The organism is Winogradskyella pacifica (assembly GCF_013403915.1).
Taxonomy (GTDB): Bacteria; Bacteroidota; Bacteroidia; order Flavobacteriales; family Flavobacteriaceae; genus Winogradskyella; species Winogradskyella pacifica.
Map to the genome: position 1 here is coordinate 193,960 of NZ_JABFDI010000003.1, position 22,699 is coordinate 216,658.

General features: G+C 34.3%; 12 protein-coding genes. 3 read left to right on the forward strand and 9 right to left on the reverse strand.

Features of this window, described 5'->3' with window-relative positions:
- Nucleotides 1–56: 56 nt before the first annotated feature.
- Nucleotides 57–1,094: an AI-2E family transporter gene (locus HM984_RS04315; protein ID WP_179348252.1), complete on the reverse strand. Its 1,038-nt coding sequence runs from the start codon at nucleotides 1,092–1,094 to the stop codon at nucleotides 57–59.
- A 90-nt stretch (nucleotides 1,095–1,184) separates the two neighbouring features.
- Complete coding sequence (lysA, locus tag HM984_RS04320) at nucleotides 1,185–2,390, reverse strand: diaminopimelate decarboxylase (RefSeq protein ID WP_115809718.1); 1,206 nt, start codon at nucleotides 2,388–2,390, stop codon at nucleotides 1,185–1,187.
- Nucleotides 2,391–2,631: 241 nt separating this feature from the next.
- On the opposite strand from lysA, the gene HM984_RS04325 reads away from it, so the two are divergent.
- Entirely contained in the window at nucleotides 2,632–3,288 is a 657-nt protein-coding gene (locus HM984_RS04325; RefSeq protein ID WP_179348253.1) for a hypothetical protein, read from the forward strand.
- 104 nt (nucleotides 3,289–3,392) lie between these two features.
- Nucleotides 3,393–4,586, forward strand: coding sequence for an ADP-forming succinate--CoA ligase subunit beta (gene sucC, locus HM984_RS04330; protein ID WP_115809058.1), 1,194 nt, complete (start codon nucleotides 3,393–3,395; stop codon nucleotides 4,584–4,586).
- A gap of 99 nt (nucleotides 4,587–4,685) precedes the next feature.
- On the opposite strand, the gene HM984_RS04335 is transcribed toward sucC, so the two are convergent.
- Together HM984_RS04335 and HM984_RS04340 are read right to left on the reverse strand one after the other, a co-directional pair.
- Nucleotides 4,686–4,946: a DUF1456 family protein gene (locus HM984_RS04335; protein WP_020894963.1), complete on the reverse strand. Its 261-nt coding sequence runs from the start codon at nucleotides 4,944–4,946 to the stop codon at nucleotides 4,686–4,688.
- Between the two features lie 83 nt (nucleotides 4,947–5,029).
- Nucleotides 5,030–5,830, reverse strand: a complete 801-nt coding sequence (locus tag HM984_RS04340; RefSeq protein WP_179348254.1) for an alpha/beta hydrolase — start codon at nucleotides 5,828–5,830, stop codon at nucleotides 5,030–5,032.
- A 142-nt stretch (nucleotides 5,831–5,972) separates the two neighbouring features.
- Here HM984_RS04340 and HM984_RS04345 point away from each other — a divergent pair, with 142 nt between their 5' ends.
- Nucleotides 5,973–6,374 carry a TerB family tellurite resistance protein gene (locus HM984_RS04345; protein WP_115809061.1) on the forward strand — a complete coding sequence of 134 codons (402 nt, stop codon included), beginning with the start codon at nucleotides 5,973–5,975 and terminating at the stop codon, nucleotides 6,372–6,374.
- A 336-nt stretch (nucleotides 6,375–6,710) separates the two neighbouring features.
- Here the strand turns inward: HM984_RS04345 and uvrB are convergent, their stop codons facing one another.
- The 5 genes from uvrB to HM984_RS04370 all read right to left on the reverse strand — a co-directional run bounded on the left by uvrB (nucleotide 6,711) and on the right by HM984_RS04370 (nucleotide 22,672).
- Nucleotides 6,711–8,714, reverse strand: coding sequence for an excinuclease ABC subunit UvrB (gene uvrB, locus HM984_RS04350; RefSeq protein ID WP_179348255.1), 2,004 nt, complete (start codon nucleotides 8,712–8,714; stop codon nucleotides 6,711–6,713).
- A gap of 156 nt (nucleotides 8,715–8,870) precedes the next feature.
- The gene (locus tag HM984_RS04355; RefSeq protein ID WP_179348256.1) at nucleotides 8,871–11,804 is read right to left on the reverse strand and encodes a T9SS type B sorting domain-containing protein; all 2,934 of its coding nucleotides are present in this window, start codon (nucleotides 11,802–11,804) and stop codon (nucleotides 8,871–8,873) included.
- 34 nt (nucleotides 11,805–11,838) lie between these two features.
- Complete coding sequence (locus HM984_RS04360) at nucleotides 11,839–14,145, reverse strand: T9SS type B sorting domain-containing protein (protein WP_179348257.1); 2,307 nt, start codon at nucleotides 14,143–14,145, stop codon at nucleotides 11,839–11,841.
- Nucleotides 14,146–14,576: 431 nt separating this feature from the next.
- The gene (locus HM984_RS04365) at nucleotides 14,577–16,922 is read right to left on the reverse strand and encodes a choice-of-anchor L domain-containing protein (protein ID WP_179348258.1); all 2,346 of its coding nucleotides are present in this window, start codon (nucleotides 16,920–16,922) and stop codon (nucleotides 14,577–14,579) included.
- An 83-nt stretch (nucleotides 16,923–17,005) separates the two neighbouring features.
- A complete protein-coding gene (locus HM984_RS04370; RefSeq protein ID WP_179348259.1) occupies nucleotides 17,006–22,672 on the reverse strand; it encodes a T9SS type B sorting domain-containing protein in 5,667 nt (1,888 codons plus the stop codon).
- Nucleotides 22,673–22,699 lie beyond the last annotated feature (27 nt).

Genomic DNA, 22,699 nt, shown 5'->3' on the forward strand with positions numbered 1-22,699 from the left:
AAATGTTTGTGACTTGTTAAAACGAGGATAAAAAAATAGAATTATAGTATTAGTTATTAATGGATTTGCTGTGAATCACCGTTCAAATTTTTACCATATTCCTCTTTATATATTCTAACTAAGGCCATAAAAATACTGATTAATAATGGTCCGAAAATTAATCCTATAAACCCGAATAACGGCACACCGACAATAACACCAATCAAAGTAATTAAAGGGTGGACATTATCTAATTTCTTTAGCACATACAGTCTTATAATGTTATCGGTTAAACCGACCACAACCACACCATAGATTAAAATTCCCCATGCCTGAAATGAATTTCCGGCGGATAAGGACAATATAAATACAGGTATGATTCCTATAAATGTTCCAATAAACGGAATCATGGACCCGATGGTAACAATAACAAACCAAAAGAACGGTTCTTCGATACCAAAAATTAGAAAACCAATTAATGCAATTATACCTTGAGCAAAAGCAACTAAAGGAATACCAATAGCATTAGACTTTACCATGGCTTGTACTTCTTTGCCAATTTCATTAACATTATCTGTGTTTAAAGGCAGGTAATCGCGTAAAGATTGTCTTAATTCTTTTCGATTGGTTAGCATAAAAAATAGTATGAAATACATTAAACCTATCGCTATAAGTAGGTTAAATGTGTTACCAGCCATACTTTGTAAACTGTCGGAAAGCCATGTGGTTATGCCTTGCGTATCAATTTGAGAGTTGATATCAATACCAGTCTCAAATTTTACTTTGCTCACCTGATCTTTAAAAGCATCAATAACCTTTTCACTATTGCCAGCAACATCAGAAATTTTATTTCCTAACATAATACCAAAGCCCGTAAGTGGAATCATTATTACTATAAAAGATGCCAACATAAGGGTTGCAGCGGCTAATGCAGGTCGCCAATTATACTTATTTACCAATTTTTTCATTGGCTTTCTTAAAAGAATATAAAATGTTATTGCTCCTAAAACGCCAGTCAAATACGGTAACATTTCACGAAAAATCAAACTACCAAAGAGTAAGATTAAAAGTAAAACAAAGATTTGACGAATTATTTTAGGAGGAATATGATTCATATTGATGGCGTTTACAATTACTCAAAGGTAATTGCAAACACAATGGAAACATGCTCTAAAACAAAAGAATATTAACGCAATTAAGTTAATTTATAGAACGATTTCTACTTGGTTATTTAGGATGTCATCAAAAGTTTCGCGCTTTCTTATTAAATGCGCCTTCCCCTTGTAAAGTAATACTTCAGCTGGTCTGTAGCGCGAGTTGTAGTTGCTGGCCATAGAATAACAATAAGCACCTGCATTTTTAAAGCATAGAATGTCGTTTTCGTTGATTTCAGAAATACGTCTGTTATTTGCAAACGTATCGGTTTCACAGATGTAACCAACCACAGAATAAAAACGTTCGCGTCCTTTTGGGTTTGAAATGTTTAAGATATCATGTTGAGAGCCGTATAACATTGGGCGTATTAAATGATTAAAACCAGAATCAACTTGAGCAAAAACTGTTGAGGTGGTTTGTTTCACCACATTGACTTTAGCTAAAAACACACCAGCCTCACTTACTAGAAATTTGCCAGGTTCAAAGGCTAAGGTTAAATCTTTGCCGTATTCTTTACAGAATTCGTTGAAACGTTGTGATAATTTTTCGCCTAATTCTTCAATATTGGTTTCAATATCTCCTTTTTTATAAGGCACTTTAAATCCGGAACCGAAATCTATAAATTGAAGCGTTTTGAAGTTTTTAGCCGTATCAAATAAAATTTCACTAGCATATAAAAAGACATCAATATCTAAAATATCACTTCCGGTATGCATATGAATACCGTTGATATTCATATTCGTGTTTTCTACAATACGAAGTAATAAAGGAATCTGATGAATTGAAATCCCGAATTTACTATCAATATGTCCAACAGAAATATTGGTGTTTCCACCAGCCATAACATGCGGATTTATTCGGATACAAACAGGAACTTTAGGATGCTTCGTTCCAAATTGTTCTAAGATTGAAAGATTATCAATGTTAATCTGAACCCCTAATTTAGCAGCTTCTTCAATCTCTTCAAGAGACACACCATTGGGAGTAAAAATAATATCTTCGGGTTTAAATCCGGCTTTTAAACCTAATCGTAATTCTTGAATGGAAACCGTATCAATTCCTGAACCCAACTTATTAAATAATCGTAACACAGAAATATTAGACAATGCTTTAACGGCATAGTTAAGCTTCAGATTTTTCACCTTACTAAACGCTTTTGTTAATCGCTTGTATTGAAATTCTATTTTTTCAGCGTCATAAACATAAACAGGACTTCCAAAATCCTTTGCAATTTGTAATAAGGTACTATCTTTCATTCTTTCTTTGTCTTTATGTGAGATGGCGAAAATATATGTAATCCACATAATAAACATAAAAATGACAAAAAATGGTTATTTTTACACAAAATGTTAAATAGTTAACAAATTGAAACGCGTATTTAAAAGTTGAATATTTTCTTTAAGTAATATTGAAGCTTTTAAATGCGAGAACGAAGTGGTTCCACACGTTCTTAATTTTATAATTATTTTTCTTTAAAATTATCAAAATTTTAAACGTGTGAAAACTATTGCCTCCTGTGTTCAAGATATTATTGTGGCCAGTCCTTTTTTAGAAGAAGGCTTATCTAGAGAAATTATTAATTTTTCTGCTTTAGCAAAAGAGTTGAATGATCCGATTTCTAAAATGCTGCGGAAACCTATAAAAGATGGCGCTATTATGATGGCTTTACGTCGTTATCAACAACCATTAAATCTAGAAAATTCTAAAAGTTTAAAGAAAACTTTTAATGAATTAGGCGATATTACGGTACGCTCTAATCTAAGTGATTTTACATTTCAGAATTCAAAAACCTTAATACATAGTCATTCTCAGGTCTTAGAGAAAATTAGTGACAATCATCAAACGTTTTATGCCTTTACGCGGGGCATGTTTGAAAGTAATATAATTATATCCACCTCTGAAAAAGAGAGTGTTCTCAAAGCATTCAAAAAAGAAAATCAAATAGGATTACAAGAAAAACTGTCTGCCATTAGTATTTATTTACCCAAGGGAAATTCTAAGATAGTGGGCTTATATTATCAAATTTTTAAGCGTTTAGCATGGGAAAATATTACCTTATATGAAGTGGTTTCGACGACTAACGAGTTTACCATTGTAGTTGAGGACCATTTGGTTGATAAGGCATTTTCTGCTATAAAGCGTTTAATTGATTAAACTTCTAGAGCGTGTGTTGTAAAGCGTTAAATCAATTTTAAAAACTATTGGTAAAAACTATTAGTATGCTTACTTTTGTCAGACCATTAAATTTCTGATCAAAAATGAATTTACACGAATATCAAGGAAAAGAATTATTAAGCAGTTTTGGAGTACGTATTCAACGTGGTATTGTAGCTCAAAGTGCTAAAGAAGCTGTTGATGCAGCAAAGCAATTAACAGCTGAAACTGCTACAGGTTGGCATGTTATTAAAGCTCAGGTTCATGCAGGTGGACGTGGAAAAGGTGGAGGCGTAAAATTGGCTAAGAACCTTAAAGAAGTTGAAGAAATTGCAGGACAAATCATAGGAATGGATTTGGTTACACCTCAAACTTCAGCAGAAGGAAAACGTGTTCATCAAGTTTTAGTTGCAGAAGATGTTTACTATCCTGGCGAAAATGAGCCAAACGAATATTATATGTCTGTTTTATTAAATCGTGCTACAGGAAGAAACATGATTGTGTATTCTACAGAAGGTGGAATGGATATTGAAACGGTTGCAGAAGAAACTCCAGAATTAATACATAACGAAGAAATTGATCCTGCTACAGGGATTTTACCTTTTCAAGCACGTCGTATTGCTTTTAACTTAGGTTTATCAGGTACAGCTTTTAAAGAAATGACAAAATTTGTTACGGCTTTATATACTGCTTACGATAAATCAGATGCCTCTTTATTTGAAATCAATCCTGTTTTAAAAACAAGTGATGATAAAATAATGGCTGTTGATGCTAAAGTAACTTTAGATGCTAACGCATTATACAGACACAGAGATTTAGCGCAATTACGTGACTTACGTGAAGAAAACCAAATTGAAGTTGAAGCAGGAGCTTTAGGTTTAAACTATGTAGACTTAGACGGAAACGTTGGTTGTATGGTAAATGGTGCTGGTTTAGCAATGGCAACCATGGATTTAATTAAGCAAGCAGGTGGTGAGCCAGCTAACTTTTTAGATGTTGGTGGTACTGCAGATGCAGCTAGAGTAGAAGCAGCATTCAAAATCATATTAAAAGATCCTGCTGTAAAAGCAATCTTAATCAATATTTTTGGTGGAATTGTAAGATGTGATCGTGTTGCACAAGGTGTCATTGATGCTTATAAAAACATGGGTAACATTACAGTGCCAATCATTGTACGTTTACAAGGAACAAATGCAGACATCGCAAAAGAATTAATTGATAATTCTGGTTTAGATGTAATGAGTGCAACTGAATTCCAAGAAGCAGCTGATAAGGTGCAAGAAGTATTAAATAAATAAGTATCCGATACGGTTTTTTAAACCTGACAGGTATTATTACATATATGAAAAGAGCAACATTAATTTGTTGCTCTTTTTTTGTCTCTATAATTATAGAATTTAATCTTTCTTCTTTTCCTCTTTCTTTTTCTCTCCTTTTTTAGGCATTGGTCCTCGTAAATGAATAATTAAACCATTCAAAAAATTACGAAGTATTTGATCTCCACATTCCATATATTTCGGGTGATCTTCATTTCTAAACATAGCATTCAACTCACTTTTAGAAATTCTAAAATCTACCAATTCTAAAATTTTTACGATATCATCGTCTCTTAATTTGTGAGCAACTCTTAACTTTTTAAATATGTCGTTATTTGTCATTTTATAATTTATTTATAGATCTTTATATTGGAATCTGTTGATTTTTATTTTTTTTGTAAAACTAGTAAAATCTAAGAGGTTTCTTAATACAACCATAGATAAGCTTGCTCAAAATGAGTCGCCCAAAGTTTTTCATTATGTTGACCACCTTTAATATGATGACTTTCAAATTGCGATTCATTCACACCTTTAGATTGAAGTAATTTAATCATTTCTTCTAACTTCGGAATCATGGTTTCACCTTCATCGGTACCCGCCAGAAAATAGAATTTTGATGTTTCTGGAATTTCAGAGGCTTTCACGAAATCGTAAATCTCAGGATTAATCCAAAAGGCAGGGGAGAAGACTCCAGCTTTACCAAATGTTTCAGGATATTTTATTACGGCATAAAACGATAGTAAGCCACCTAACGACGAACCGAAAATAGTGGTATGTTCTGCGTCTGATTTAGTTCTATAGGTCTTATCGATGTGTCGTTTTAATGTGTTTTCTATAAAACTTAAATAGGCATCACCTTTTCCTCCTCCATGTTTTTTATGCGAATATGGAGTGAGTTCGTCTGTGCGTTTAGCGTTGCCGTGTTCTATTCCAATAATTATACTTTCGTTATCCGTTAAGGTATCCATATATTCATCAACTTCCCATTCTCCAACAAAGGATGTTTCGGCATCAAATAAGTTTTGTGCATCATGCATATAAATGACAGGATAAGAATTTTCGGAATTTTTATAATTTGTAGGTAAATACACCCAAATAGTTTTTACGGAATTTAGTTGAGGAGCTGCTATGGTGAATTTTGTAACTTGTTGTGAAGCAGTGTTTTGAGCTGTTATTCCGCTCGCTATAAATGCTGAGATTAGCAAATATAAATACTTCAATTTCATTGTTTTAATGTTGTTTTTGTGTGACAAAAGTTTAAAAAAATCGACCAATTACATTTAATTTTTCGACAAGATACATTATATCAACGACAATAAAATAAACTACCTCTGTAACTTTACACTATAAATTAATCCCCATATAATCATGATTAATCGTGTTGAAAAACTGAGTTTGCTTTCCGAGATGATTGCCTTCGCTCAAACAGATGAAAATATAAAAGCTATAGAATATAAATTTTTATATAGTATTGCTAAGCAGTTGGAGATTTCAAAAGAAGATTTTAAATATCTCTTTGAGCACCCTGTAACTTACGTGCATTTAAAATCGCATAGCGAACGTATTGTTCAATTTCACCGATTAGTATTACTTATGAATCTCGATCATAAAGTAGCTCCAAAACAATTAGTTAAAATTCACAACTTTGGATTACGAATGGGATTAAGTCATGAATCAATTAACAGAGTTCTCGATTTAATGGATAGTTTTCCTAATAAAATTGTACCACCAGATTTCTTGATTGATATTTTTAAAGTGCAGTATAACTAGTCTTCAGTATCTAGTATTCAGTTTGCAGTCTCAATCGTGATTTTCAAAAGCTATCCTATTTAAATATATGCTTAATTTTTAGAACAATCTCTCTGTGAATCTTTGTGCCTTCTCTGTGTAACTTCGTGTAATAGTTTTCAGTTTTAGTCTCAGTCTCAGTTTTTAATCTTGAAATTTAATTATTGCGTTTCGGAATGTTTACTCTTTCGCAACTTTTTGTAAAATCTTCCAACCTTCCGTTAATTTTTTTTTAGTTTCACACTTCACACTTCACACTTCACACTTCACACTTCACACTTTTTACTGACTACTGACCACTGAATACTGACCACCGTTTCACACCTTCAACTTCTCTAACTTACTCTGATAAGCAGTTATCTCATCTCTAAAACGAGCGGCTTCTAAAAAGTCTAATGCTTTTGCAGCTTGTTCCATAAGTTTACGACGTTCTCTAATTTTCTTTTCTAATTCCCCTTTATTCAAATAATCACTTTCTGGTTCAGCTGCTATTTGTGCATCCAATTCTGTTCTGTATGTACTCACTGAATTTTGAGTTAAAGCACTATTTAAACTCTTATTTAAAGCTTTAGGAACAAGGTTATGTTTGGTGTTATAGGCGATTTGTTTTTCACGACGATATTCCGTTTCGTCCATTGTTTTTTGCATGCTTTTTGTGATTTTATCAGCATACATAATCGCTTTCCCATTTAAGTTTCTTGCGGCTCTACCAACGGTTTGCGTTAAAGAACGTGCCGAACGTAAAAAACCTTCCTTATCGGCATCTAATATGGCAACTAAAGAGACTTCAGGTAAATCTAAACCTTCACGCAGTAAGTTGACACCTACCAAAACATCAAAGACGCCTTTTCGTAAATCTTGCATTATTTCTACTCGTTCCAAAGTATCTACATCACTATGGATATATCGGGTTCGAATTGAAATTCTGGTTAAATATTTGGTCAATTCTTCAGCCATTCGTTTCGTCAAGGTAGTCACTAAAGTCCGTTCGTCTTTTTCAACGCGGTTTTGAATTTCTTCAATTAAATCATCAATCTGATTTAGACTTGGTCTGACTTCAATAATAGGATCTAATAATCCTGTTGGTCGAATGACTTGCTCTACATAAACACCATCAGTTTTTTGCATTTCGTAATCTGCTGGAGTGGCAGACACATAGATCACTTGATTTTGAAGGGCTTCAAACTCTTCAAACTTCAAAGGTCTATTGTCCATGGCTGCGGGCAATCGAAAACCATAATCAACTAAGTTGACTTTTCTACTTCGGTCACCTCCGTACATGGCATGGACTTGTGAAATGGTCACGTGACTTTCATCAACCACCATTAAAAAATCATCCGGAAAATAATCCAATAAACAGAACGGACGCGTTCCTGGAGATCTACCGTCTAAATATCTTGAATAGTTCTCAATACCAGAACAATATCCCAATTCTCGAATCATTTCTAAATCGAACTCTGTACGTTCTTTGAGTCGTTTGGCTTCAAGATGTTTACCTATTTCTTTAAAGTAATCGTATTGTTTTACTAAATCGTCTTGTATGTCTTTTATGGCGCCGTTCAACACATCAGGAGACGTTACAAACATATTTGCAGGATAGATGTTTAAGCGATCATAACGTTCTATAATTTCGTTGCTTCTAGCATCAAAAGCTTCAATTTCTTCAATTTCATCACCAAAAAAGTGAATTCTAAAGGCGTGATCTGCATAACCAGGAAACACGTCTACGGTGTCACCTTTTATTCTGAAGTTTCCGTTTTTAAATTCAGATTCTGTTCTAGAATATAAACTTTGAACCAATTGATGTAATAATTTAGTACGAGAAATAACTTGATCGCGTTCTATAGAAATCACGTTCTTTTGAAATTCCACAGGATTCCCAATACCATATAAACAAGATACGGAGGCGATGACAATCACATCACGACGACCAGAGAGAAGGGAAGAGGTGGTGCTTAAACGCATTTTCTCTATTTCCTCGTTAATAGATAAATCTTTCTCTATATAAACGCCTGAAACCGGAATATAGGCTTCGGGTTGGTAATAATCATAGTAGGATACAAAATACTCAACAGCATTCTCAGGAAAAAACTGTTTGAATTCAGAGTAGAGTTGTGCAGCCAAAGTTTTGTTGTGTGCCAAAACCAAAGTTGGTCGTTGCACTTCTTCAATAACATTGGCAACGGTAAAGGTTTTACCAGAACCCGTAACACCCAAAAGCGTTTGGTATTTTTCTTTTCCTTCAATACCAGCAGCTAATTTTTTTATAGCTTGTGGCTGATCACCAGTAGGTTTAAATTCGGACTCAATTTTAAATCGCATATTGCAAAGTTACAATAAAGCGCTTATAATTTAATTGTGAAGTGCGTTACAATTGCGTTAAAATAAAATGGACTTCAAGGTTTAAAACCTGAAGTCCATTTTATAGATTGTTCTGTATAGATACTACTTAACTGCTAGAAGTATTAATTACACGCTTTAATGCTTTAACGCAAAATGACCTCGAAGCTCTTCTCCACTTTTTAAAGTAATTAAATACCAGAAATCATTTGACTCAAGCATTTTTCCATTGTAATAACCATCCCAAGAGTAATTCGAAGGAATTAATTGTTTAATAAGTTTACCATATCTATTAAAAATAAGTATCTCTTTTACAATTTGATTTCTATCAATAACGGTCCATGTATCATGAGCATTGTCGTTATTTGGTGTAAAAAACACAGGGATAAAAAGATCTACTTCAATTTCAAAATTAAACGTTTTTAAAACACAGCCGTTTCGGTCTTGTACATATACGACATGTAGACCTCTTCTAAGGTTATTGAATACGTTAGAGGTTTGGAAATCCGAACCATCGATAGCATATTGGTAATCTATAGATGTATCTGTCATATTCACTGTGAGTGTTCTGTCATTTACAGTAATATTAAATTCATCCAAGGTAAAATCTATTGCTTCATTGATTGTGATGTCAAAACTACTTTCATTAGAGCAGGTATTTGGTGCTGTTCCTATGTCGTTATAAATGTATAAGGTTTGAGAAGTGGTAATAATATCTCCTGCATTTAATTGGGTTCCTGTTCCATTTGCACCTGTAAAATAGTTACCATTGGTTAGTGTAGGCAATGCATATTCTGCACAAATAGTTTGATCGGTAAGCGTATCTACATTTGGCGCACCAGTAATTGTAATATCAAAGCTACTTTCATTATTACACGTGTTTGGAGCTGTGCCAATTTCAACATAAATGTAGATGGTTTGAGAAGTCGAAATTACATCTCCAGCATTAAGTGCGGTACCTGTGCCATTTGTCCCCGTAAAATAATTACCGTTAGAAAGTGTTGGTAACGTGTATGACCCACATTCCGTTTGATTAGAAAGGGTATCAACATTAGGACTACCACTTACGGTTACCTCAAAACTACTTTCATTAGAGCACGTGTTAGGGGCTGTTCCTATTTCATTGTAAATATAAATGGTTTGTGTTGTAGAAATCATTTCACCAGCATTGAGCTGTGTTCCTGTTCCATTAGTGCCTGTAAAATAATTACCATCTGTTAGTGCAGGCAATGTATAATCTGAACACACATCTTGGTTAGCAATGGTATCCACGTTTGGTGCACCTGTAATTGTCACATCAAAACTACTTTCATTTGAGCAGGTGTCAGGAGCTGTACCAATTTCAACATAAATATAAATGGTTTGTGAAGTCGAAATGGTATCACCAGCATTGAGTGGTGTACCTGTGCCGTTTGTCCCTGTGAAATAGTTACCGTTTGTAAGTGAAGGTAAGGTATATGCAGCACATTCCGATTGATTAGATAGTGTATCAACATTAGGATTGCCACTTACGGTAACCTCAAAACTACTTTCGTTTGAACAACTATTAGGTGCTGTTCCTGTTTCGTTATAAATGTAAATGGTTTGTGTTGTTGAAATAATTTCACCAGCATTGAGCTGTAATCCAGTACCATTAGCACTTGTAAAATAATTACCATCTGTTAGTGCAGGCAATGTATAATCTGAACACACATCTTGGTCTGCAATAGTATCCACGTTTGGTGCACCTGTAATGGTGACATCGAAGCTACTTTCATTAGAGCACGTATTAGGAGCTGTTCCTATTTCGTTATAAATATAAATGGTTTGTGTTGTTGAAATAACAGCACCAGGATTAAGAGCTGTTCCTCCACCGTTAGTTGCAGTGTAATAGGCTCCGTCAGTTAAGGTTGGTAAGGTATAACTAGAACATGTAGTTTGATTTGAAAGTGTATCTACAGCTGGATTTTCAATAAATAGTTGGGCCGTATTCGTAATTAAGGTACATGCATCGTATGTAACTTCACAGTAATATTGATTTTCATTAAAACTTAAAGGAGCATTAGTGATACTTAAGGCGCTAGTTTGAGTGCCCGAATATGGACTAGCGTTGGGAACGTTAACCCAGTTTCCTGAGGCGTCAAGAACTTTCCATTGGTATTGAAAAAGACTAGTATCTAAAGTCGTGCTAAATGTTACAGTACCATTCTCACAAATGGTTTGAGTAATAGGATCTGTAATATCTGGTATGTTATTCGTAATCGGATCTGCTGTGTGTGACCCTAAATTAGAACAGTTTTCACTAGATTGAATAGACCAATCGTTACTATCGTAAGTTGTTTGTGGTATGGGTGCATCTGCATTTCTGATAACTGTATAGCCTCTTTCGTTTGGTGCATTTACAGTATCAATAAGGTTTCCGTTTTTAAATAATTTGAATTCATCATTATCGTTAATACCTGTAGGGATATTGAAATCAACAGTTAGAGGAGAACAATTTGTACCGCTTCCCATTTGAATGATAAAAGTACTTAGTGGTGGAATTGTCCCTACAATGTCAATAAAGGTATTATTAGGTGTTGCATTTCCTACATCTCCGTAACGTTCTATGATATAAATATTATCTATAACTACAGGGGAATTTGTGGGATTATAAAGTTCTATAACCGCATAATCGCCGCTATTGGCATCATATATTTCTGAAATATAAATATCCGCAGGCTCACAATCTGAAGCTATCACTGTAAAATCTATAGCAGATGTCCCCGTACAGCCGCCATTACTTATAATAGAAATGCTAGAAGTGTCGACTGCACCAGCAGGTATAATAGCTGTAATTTGAGAATCGTTAACAATTGTAAACGTAGTAGAGACTCCATCAACGGATACAGAAGCGGCATCATTAAAATTACTCCCGTTAATCGTAATCAATGTGTTTTCTGGTCCACTAGCAGGTGTAAACGTATTAATTATGGGGGCAGGGCAAAAGCTGTTACTTTTTATAATATCGCTATCCACGGAAGCATAAACGTTCGTTATAAAAAATAAACTTAAGACGTAGGTATAGTGAATTAATAAATTAATGCGTTTCATTGCTTCAAATTAACGGTGAGAAAAATAATTGGTTTTATTTGTTAAGATAAACCCAACCTGTAAAAGGCTTAGAACTTGTATTAGGCTCGTTTAAATATAAAACGTAAAAGTAGGTTCCTACCGGTAGTACTTTATCTGTGTGCATTAAGCCTTTATTCGCTATTCCGAACCATTTATTACTATTGTTTCCTTCAAATATTAAAGTTCCGTAGCGGTTATAGACTTCTAATTTATGATTGGTGTAAACATCATATAAACCTTGAATGTTAAACCAATCGTTCTTCATATCATTATTAGGTGAAAACCCATTTGGAATAATGAGCTCAACGGTTGACGTTGTAGTTTCAAAATCGATAGATTTAATTATACAACCATTAGCATCTTGTACATACAAGGTATGTGTACCTTCAGAAATATTTGTGAAGGTATTTTCACTTTGAAAACTAGAACCATCAATGGCGTATTCGTATGCTATTGATATATCTGTCATTGCTATCGTTATAGTACTTCCATTGATTTGAATGTTTGAATCCGTAAGCGCAAAATCAGTAGACGGATAAATTGTAACATCAAAGCTGCTTTCGTTACTACAAGTATCTGGATTTGTACCAATTTCATTATAAATAAAGATGGTTTGCGATGTTGAAATACTAGCGCCAGCATTAAGTTGCGTTCCTGCTCCGTTGGTTTCCGTAAAGTAGTTCCCTTCTGTAAGGTTTGGTAAGGTAAATTCTGAACAAATTGAAACGTCAGAAAGTGTATCTACATTTGGAGTTCCGGTTACACTTACATCAAAACTACTTTCATTAGTACAAATATTAGGAGCCACTCCGGCTTCGTTATAAATATAAATCGTTTGAGAGGCAGATATAACATCTCCGGCATTTAAAGGTGAACCACTTCCATTTGCACCTGTAAAATAATTTCCATTAGTGATACTTGGTAACACATATTCAGAACAAACAGTTTGATTGGCTATGACACTTACAAGTGGATTTCCACTAATAGAAATGCTAAAGCTAGATTCATTTTGGCAAGTGTTTGGCGCGGTACCAGAAACATTATAAATATAGATGGTTTGAGATGATGTAATAACATCTCCAGCGTTAAGTTGAGTACCAGTTCCGTTAGTTCCTGTATAATAATCCCCGTTAGTTAAAGCAGGTAAGGTGTAGTTAGAACATACCGTTTGGTTGGATAAGGTATCTACTTCAGGGTTTGAAACTTCAAGTTGAGCAACGTTCGAAACCAGATTACAATCGGTAGATGATATCATACAGTAGTATTGAAAATCATTAAAACTCGCAGGCGTATTTGTAATGGTTAATGTACTTGTTGTCGCTCCAGAATAATTACTGTCGTTAGTCACGTTAACCCAGTTTCCAGCAGCATTAAGAACAAGCCATTGGTAAGTATATGATCCGGTATCTACAGACACTGAAAAAGTAGCTGTACCGTTTTCGCAAATATCTTGACTGTTAGGATGTGTAATATTCGGAGTAGAACTACCACCATTAGCCGTATGAGCACCTAAATTAGAGCAATCTTCATCTTCTAACAATAACCACTCGTTAAGGTTAAATGTTGTACTCGGTGCCGATGCATCTGCGTTTCTAATAAAACTGTAACCAATTTCATCATCTGTAAACATTACATCGATGACAGCCCCATTTTTTACTAATTTAATTTCATCATCCTCGTTAATACCAGCATTAATCGATACACCAGCCGTTAAGCCACTACAAGTATTACCTGTGTTACCCATTTCAATAATATAGGTGCTAAGAGGAGCAATAGAACCTTCTAGTGGAATTGTAGCACTTGGGGCAGCATCACCAATATCTCCAAAACGTTGTACTTCGTAAACAGTATTTAGACTTATAGTTGCATTGGTTGGATTATAGAGTTCTATAACACCATAACTTCCTCCATCGGAATCATAAACTTCAGAGATGTAAATTTCATCGGCAGAATTACAATCAGAATCAATTAGGGTAAAATTTGAAGCGGTTGTAGTGTCACAGCCTCCAGAGGTTGTAAGCGTTATACTAGATGTGCTAGAAACTCCAGATGGAACACTAATAGCAATTTCAGTATCACTTAGTATTGTAAAGCTTGCATTTACACCGTTAAAGTCTACTGTCGTAGTCGTCGTAAAATTACTTCCATTAAGTGTGATTTCTGTATTTACAGGTCCACTTGAAGAATTCAATGTGTTTATGATTGGTGCCGGACAAGTAATGCTTTCGGCTTTGTAGGTTGAATAATTTGTGTTATTAATTAAAAAATAACCGTTAAAAATTAAAACAAGAGGGAATAATAAAAAAGTAGAATTTTTCATTTAGTTTAGATAAAATAGTGGGCAAAAATATGTAATAAAATACTTTCGTTTGTTAAGTAATAGTTACGTTAATTCTTGCTCAAATAAAGGTTGAGTTAGTTATCACAAAAATAGAAGATTAAGTGAGAACTTAAAATATGAAGAATACTATTTTTAGTGTGAAATGAATCAAGTACTTAACGTCTTGTTTTTGTTTTTTATGTATTGTTTCGAACTTTGAAAGCGTTAGATGTAGGTATTTTCTGCTATGAATACATAAAATTAGAATGTAAAGTTTGTATTGGTACTGTATAGTGGTATCATAAATCTATAATTTGAATTTTTATAGGTCTAAACGAAAATTGATATAGAACAATAGACCGATAGTTTACATTTAAAGGAGAAGTTTACCCTTAATAAAGCAGAGTCTAGAATAGAGGAGTAAATACTAATTATCGTCTCAAAGCAAAATGACCAGTGTAGATCTTACCATCATAAAAATTAGCTTTAAACCAATAATCGTCACTAGGAAGTGGTTTTCCTTTTAGCATGCCATCCCAACTACGATTGGCATTTGTGAGTAGTGTTATCAATTTACCATAACGATTAAAAATCTGAATAGATGCTATTTGATCGAATTGTGCAGCTGTACCAACAACTTGCCAAGTCGGATTGTCGTTATCTCCATTTGGAGTAAAGAATTTTGGGAAGCCTAAGACTGAAATAATTTCTTCTTGAGTACCACAACCATTTTTATCTCTTATATAAACGGTATGAAAGCCTCTAGAAACATTTGTAAATACAAAACTATCTTGGTAAAGTCCATTGATATCATCTAGCGCGATTTCGTAATCACCTTCACCTGAAAGTGTAATGGTAACCGTATTATTAGGAGCAACACCAACAACGCTAACACCATCTATAGTTGCTAATTCTGAACCCAAAACTGTAATTGTTCTACTAGAAGAACAGCCATTTGGGTCTGTAACAATGACCGTATAAATACCAGGTTCTGTAACATCATAAAACAAAGTGTTGTTCGGTGTTGTAGTTCCATTAAATTGCCATTCGTAATAATAATTGTTTGGCAAATCGTTTAACACACCACCATATATTGTAAGTGGTTCTGGGAACGTATTTAAACAATATAAAACGGTTTCATCAGGTTCTAAAACTGGAGTATAAAGCACATTTAAGCTGGCAGTAGAAATACCATAACACTGATTGTTATTTGTGATTTTTACGTAAATAGTTTGGGTATATGCTACCGTATTTTCAAAACTAACAGATAATTGATTAGAGTCACTTAAAGCATCTTCTTCTGTTTCATAATAGCGTACTACAGCACCTGTCGGAATTTGGTTTTCAATAGAGACTTGAATATCAGATAAATCAAAAGTGGTAAATCCATCTATAACCTCTCCGTCACAGGCTTCTAAATTAGGGATATCAACCGTGTTATTTGAGGTTTGTAACTCTAACTCTGCAATGTCAAAACAATTGGCCCTATTTATGACTCTAGCATAAATAGTTTGAAATGGAGTCGTATTTTGAAACGCTTCCGGATTTGTAATCGGATTTATATTGGCAATAGCATCTGCTTCTGATAAGAAAAATTGATCAACATATACGTCTTGGTTTGCACTGGTTAAATCTGAGGAGGCATCAAATAAATCATACATAGTTAACCCGTCCTGGCTACTATCACATTCAATTAAAATAGAGTCAACTCCAATAGGTAATGGAGCATATTCAATTATAACCTCTCCGTAGGAAATACAGCCGTTGGCTAAGGTAACTTCAACAGTGTAGGTGCCAACTTCTGTAACAGTATAGGTTTCGCAAGTAACACAACCTAAAGCTCCTTGTACTAAAACACCATCTTTAAACCATTCATAAGAGTTTTGACCATCTTGGTAAGCATTAAGTTCAAGCGTTTCACCTTCACAAAGTGCATTGTTTGTAGCAAGAAGTAAATTAGGACCTATGTCTGAAGAGAGTTCAAAACTACTAGCCTCTAAAAAAACAGCAGAGTCATATCTGTAATTCTGCTCATCAGCAATAACTAACTTAACATGGTAAGTGGTATTCGGCACTACATTTGCTGTAGCCGTTAAAATAGCGGTTTGGCCATTAAAATTAATAGGAGCATTACTATCATTATAATTGCCAAAATAGGTTTCGTTTTCTGGTGGGCAACTACCTTGAACGCCTGGCATCACTGTCGTCACTTTAACAGGCGTGTTTGTGTTTGGGACTAAAGCTATATTTTCATAGGCTTGCTGTCCGGTTGCAGGTCTAATTAAAAAGCCAAACAAATCTGAGTACCTACAGGTGTTAGAATTATTTTCTTGATATTCTTCTGAGGCAAAAATATACCTAAAACTTATCTGTGAAGCAACAGACGTAAACTCAAATTCTAAAATGGTAGCGTTTATGGTGCCAGATTCATTTAATGCATTTTCAAGATCTCCATCTCCAATCCAATTAGGCGCATTATCATCACTCAAATTATTATTTGGTCCAGGCACATTATTCAATCGTCCTGTACTTAAAACAATACCACTTTCAAATGGGAAATTAGTACCAGTAGCATCAAAATATCCGTAGCTTTGATCCGTTCCTCCAAAATCACCACCAACCACATTGGTTACAGTAACATTGTCGATACAGTTACTATCAATCAAAATATTTTCTATAAGCTCTTGAGGACTATAAGTCTGACTATCTACTGAAATATTTTGAGCATAATTCAATAGAGAAAAAAAAAGGACAATAGCGAGTAGTGTTTGCTTCATTTTCGTTTTAAGGGACTGCAAAGATACACTACTAAGAATTATCTAAATTCAAATAAGATGTTAAAAAAGATGATATGGTTTTATTAACGACGAAGCGCAAAATGACCTTTGACTTCAAAAGCAATGGTACCTTGTTTTATTTCTGCTAAAAACCAATAATCGCTAGCTGGTAGATTGTGTCCATTGTAAGTACCATCCCAACCTTGGGTATTTGAGCCTAGTTTTGTAATTAATTTACCATAACGATTAAATATGTAAACACTACTTCCAGGCAAGGTTTCTATACCTATAATATGCCAGGTGTCGTTTTTTGTATCTCCATTAGGTGTAAAAAAAGGAGGAGCATCAATGACTAAAACTTCTTTGGTAACTTCCGCACAGCCATTTAAATCGATGATAGTTACGATATGGTAACCTAAAGACACATCTTCAAAAACATTAGATTCTTGCGGGGCACCATCATCTAATATATAAAGGTAATTACCAATACCACTAATTGTAATTGTAATATTATTTGGGTCAGAGAAATCTACAGTTTCCGTTAAATCTATAGTTGCAGATTCTGATGCTGTAACATTAAAGGTACATGTTGTTACACATCCTTGTTCTGAAGTCACAGTCACCGAATACGTGCCAATTTCTGTAATTTCAATTTCAGAACTATTTTGATTTGTGGACCATAAATAAGTATCGGTAGCATAAAACGTCTCAGCGGAAACGACCAAAGGTAAATTATCGATGCAAACAACCTGATCTGGAATATCTACCAACGGTTTAGCATTGACGATTACTAAAAAATCAACAAGTTCAAAACAACCTGTGGTTATGTTTTCTATACGTGCTGTGATGCGGTCGTTGTTAAATCCACTGTAAGCCGCGTCGTTTATTGGGTTTATATTTTCAATTGCGTCAATAGCATTACTAAAGTAAGTGACGCTGAAGTTTGACGAATTTTGAAAGCCTAAAATACTTGCCGTCTGTTGATTTAAATTGAAATCAAAATAACCATCATAATCGTCATCACAAGCAATAATGTTTGGTGGTTGATTTGCTATAGGTAATGGATTTACTCTAAGTTCAAAAGGGTGAATGTAATAGCAATGTGTGGTACTGAATTCTACACGAGCAAAAAGGATATCATTTGTACTTGTATACGTGTAATTTGTGTCTAGGGGATTTTGATTGGCAATAGCATCTGCTTCTGAAGTGTAATAACTAAAGAGTACATTGTAATTGGTATCTACAATAACCTCGTTAATCGTAGACAAATCGAAGCTGTTGTTCTCGTTTTCGCAAGTATCAAATAGGTCAAAAGTATTTGTGGCAGGCGGAAGATTTACATTTAATTCTAATGGCACAAAAGTGAAACAATCTGCAACAGAATTAAACACCTTAATATATACCGTTTGCGGATTGCTAATGTTAGTATAATTTTCAGGATTTAAAATAGGATTGTTGTCTATTTCTAAATCGTCTACGGATGTGAAATAGGAGATGACATTATTAGGATTTGGTGTTGTGAACAAATCGTCTTCGGCAGTTGTTAAATTGAAAGGTGTATTGGCATCATAATTAGTGTCACATTCTAAAAGCGGCTCAGGTATCTCTGGATGCGGATTTACAATTAAAGTAAAATTAGTTACACGATAACAACCCGTGTCGTTGTTTTCAATTCGGACTATAATCTGTTGTTGGTCTGAAGTGGTTAATGGAGATATAATGGGATTATCGCTATCTATAGCATCGGTAAGGTTTAAATGATACGTTACTGTGAAATCATCAGAATTTTGTGTGCCTAAAATAGTATCGGTTTGGGATTCTAAATTAAAAGAAGCCATACCATCATTAGAATCATCATCACAAGCCTCAATATTATTTGGTGTATTTGCTATTGGTGAAGGATTAATTTGAAGTATAAAATCATAAACGAAAAAGCAGCCCGTCTCAGGGTGTTCAATACGAACAAAAATAACATCATTTGTTGTTTGATAATTATAATTTAAGGCTAATGGATTTATACTGTTTTGGGCATTATTATAACTTTCAAAATAGGATAAAGTGGCTTGTGTACTTGGATTAAGTAAGATAGCTTCAATTTCTGAAAGGTCGATACTATTGGTCGGGTCATCACAAATTTCATAAACTTCAAAATCATTGAAGGGTGGAGGAAGATTTACAATTAAATCTAATGGAACGTTAACATAACAATAACTGAGTGTATTGGTTATTCTGACATAAGCCGTTTGTGGATTACTAATATTATCATAGTTTTCAGGATCTAGAATTGGATTTGTATCAGCTTCTAAATCTTCTATAGTTTCAAAATAAGTGACTTCAATATTGTCTTGTCTTACACCAAGGATTTCAACTTCAGAAACGGTTAAATCCCAAGTTAAAATACCATCGTAATTGTCATCACAGCGTGCAATTGGTGTTGAAGAATTAACAACAGGTGCTGTAATAACATTAATATCAAAAGCTGAAATTCCTTTGCAGTAATTGCCATTATCTACTCTGGCATAAAGCTCTTGTGGATTTGTTGAATTGGTGTAAATTAAAGGGACTGGATTACTATTGTTAGTCGCATCAAAAGCAGATTCATGAAATGTAATATCTAATGTTTCTGGACTACCAGCAACCATTTCGGCTATCTTATCGTTTAAATCAATGGTTATAAAACCGTCGTTACTAATGTCATCGCAAACAAAAATGCTTGTTGCAGCATTAAAAATAGGAATAGAACCAACTTCTATCTCAAATGAAGAGGTGCCAAAACAATTAGAGTCTGTAAGGCCTTCTACTCTAACATATATCGTTTGAGGGTTAGAGGTGTTATTATAAACTGAATATTTATCTATAACATTATCGCCAGCAAGGGCATCAGCTTCTGTTCTATAATAAAGGACTTGTTTATCTGGTTGACCGTTAAGGATTTCATCATCTTTTAAATAGAAGTAAAAATCAGCAACTCCGGTGATATCTGCTTCACAATTTTCAAAGTTTGAAATAGGAACAAATTCAGGTAAGGTATTTACATAAACGTAAAATCCAGACAAGCTGAAACAGCCGGTGGTTTCGTTTTCAACACGTGCATAAATGTATTGTGTTGCTGTGGTATAATCTTCTGGTGTTGTTATTTCATTTTCACCTGATATAGCAAAATTATAATCATTGTAAAATGTAATTTCAAACCCTGTTGTAGCACTTGTTATTTCTGGAATTTTAGAAATTAAATCCACATTAGAAATGCCATCTAGGTCATCATCACAAACAATAATAGCTTCAGGATATGCAATTGTAGGTGCGCTAACCACGTTAACCTCTAGAGTGGAAATGTCATAGCATCCGGTTTGAGAATTGGTAACTCTTATATAAAGCAATTGGGGGTTAGACGTATTGTAGACATAATCTGGAAGTATGTTTTCATTATTTATGGCATCGTTTTCAGTTAGGTAATATTTAACGTTTACAGCAGGCACACCTTGACTTGCAACACCATTAAAAGTATCCATAACTAAAGTGGTGAATCCATCATTATCTTCATCGCAATAATCAACAACTTGAGGTGTTAAGATAATGGCCGGAGCAATTTGCAACGCAATATCTACAAAACCGTCACATTCGCCATCGGCCATAGTGGCATATAAAATTGTACCATTGTCAATGACATTAAACGGAATAAATTTATCTAATGCATTGATGTCATTCTCTCTATCATCTTCGGTTAAATAGAATGAAACTTCAAATTCGTCATAGTCATCTTTAAGATCTGCTTCAATAGCATTCAAATCAAAATCAGCGATGCCATCATTAGTGTCATCATCACAAACAATAAAAGTAACATTAGAAAATGTGTTTTGTATGATATTAGAATGCAGTTCTAATTCTATAATTGTATTACATCCTGTAGCAGGATCTTGCACGCGTATATAGATTATTTGAAAGTTTGGGGTTGTGTTTATATAATTTTCAGGATCAGCTATGGGATTCATGTTATTTACAGCATCTGCATTAGTGGTATGGAAACTAATATCTAATCCTACAAGACCTTGCAAAACATCATCGATAACTGTTGTTAAATCAAAAGTTTCAAAGCCATCGTCATCTTCCTCGCAGGCATTAATCCATTGGTCATCTAAATTAATATCGGGGGTTTCTTGTAATTCAACAGAAATTGAAGTTGTAGAAAAACAACCTGTAAGCGCATTATAAACTCTAACATAAAGCGTTTGGGAGATGTTAGCGTTTGAGTATGGTGAGAAAATGGGATTAATACCTAAATCTGCTTCGGGTTCTGAATAATGATAAGAGACAAATAAATTAGCATTCCCGTTTATAATTTGGTCGTTAGCAACGGTTAAATCTACTAGGGTAGAACCACTTAAAGTGGGATCTTTACAAACGATGATGGGATCTGAATCTTCATAGTCTGGTTTTTCATTCACCACTAAATTGAATGTAGAAAATGCCAAACAGCCGTTTACTGTATCTTCAATTCTAACATAAATGGGTTGTGGAGATGTGGTATTTTGAATAGTGCCAAGAATTGGGCTATTGCTGTTTTGAGCTGCATCACTAGAGTAGTGGTAGCTAATATTGTAGTTTGAAGGAGGTACAGAAGCTAATACTTCATTGTCTTTAGTGGAAAGATCAAAATTCTCGACACCATCATTAGAGTCATCATCGCAATACACAATATCTGAAATTTGAGTAGACGGTTGCTCTGTATTGAGTGTCACTTCAACAGTATCTTCAATGACGCATGAAGTGGCGTTGAGTTGAATTGTAATTTCGACTTTATACGTGCCGGAAGATTGTGCATCTAGCGTTGGATTATTTTCACCAGCGATGAGTATATCATTTTGAAACCATTGGTATGAGGCTTGTGGATTTTGAATATCTCCATTCAACAAAACGGAATCTCCACATGTGGTAATATTGGGACCAAGATCCACATTGGCATTAAAACTATTACCTTCTATAAAAACAGCTGAATCAAAATTATTGTCCGTTTGGTCTGCAATAATCAGTTTAATTTGATATTCTACGTTAGGTTGAATTGCTGCTGTTGCGGTGAGTACAGTTGTTCTTCCATTATAATTAGTGTCACCAACGTTGTAGCCTTCAAAAAACGTTTCATTTTCTGCAGCACAAAAGCCTTCAATTTGGTCGTGAATAGTATTTGTGTTTACAGGTGTAGCTGTACCAGGAACCAAGGCAATGTTCGAATATGGTGCAGAAGAACCTGCTTCGCGAATTAAAAAAGCAAAGCCATCTGAATAAAAACAGGGGAATTCTTGCTGGTATTCTTCCGAGGCTAGTAAGTAATTAAACTGAATCTGATTAGCTACTGAAATAAAGTTGAATTGTATGGATGTGGCATTTTGAGTGTTAGAAATGCCTAAAGCATTTTCTAAATCTGTATCCGTTTGCCATGCGTCATCACCTTCATTTAGAGGATTGCTGTTAAGAATATTACCTGCGGAGTTGACATTTCCTGTGGTTAGTAAAATACCATTTTCAAAAGGGAAACTAGAATTTGCGCGTTCAAAATAACCGTAGCTGTTAAAGCCATTTATAGAACCATTAACAGGTGATGATATATTAGAGATTTCAACACAATTCTGTCCTAAATTTTGTTGAATAAGTTGTTGTAAAGGCAAAGAATCATCTGTTGTTATTTGTTGAGAATAGCTACAATTAAGTGCTATAAAAGTAACAATGAGAGAAAATACTACGTTTAGTTTCACGGTTTTATATTAGAAAAAAGCTGACAT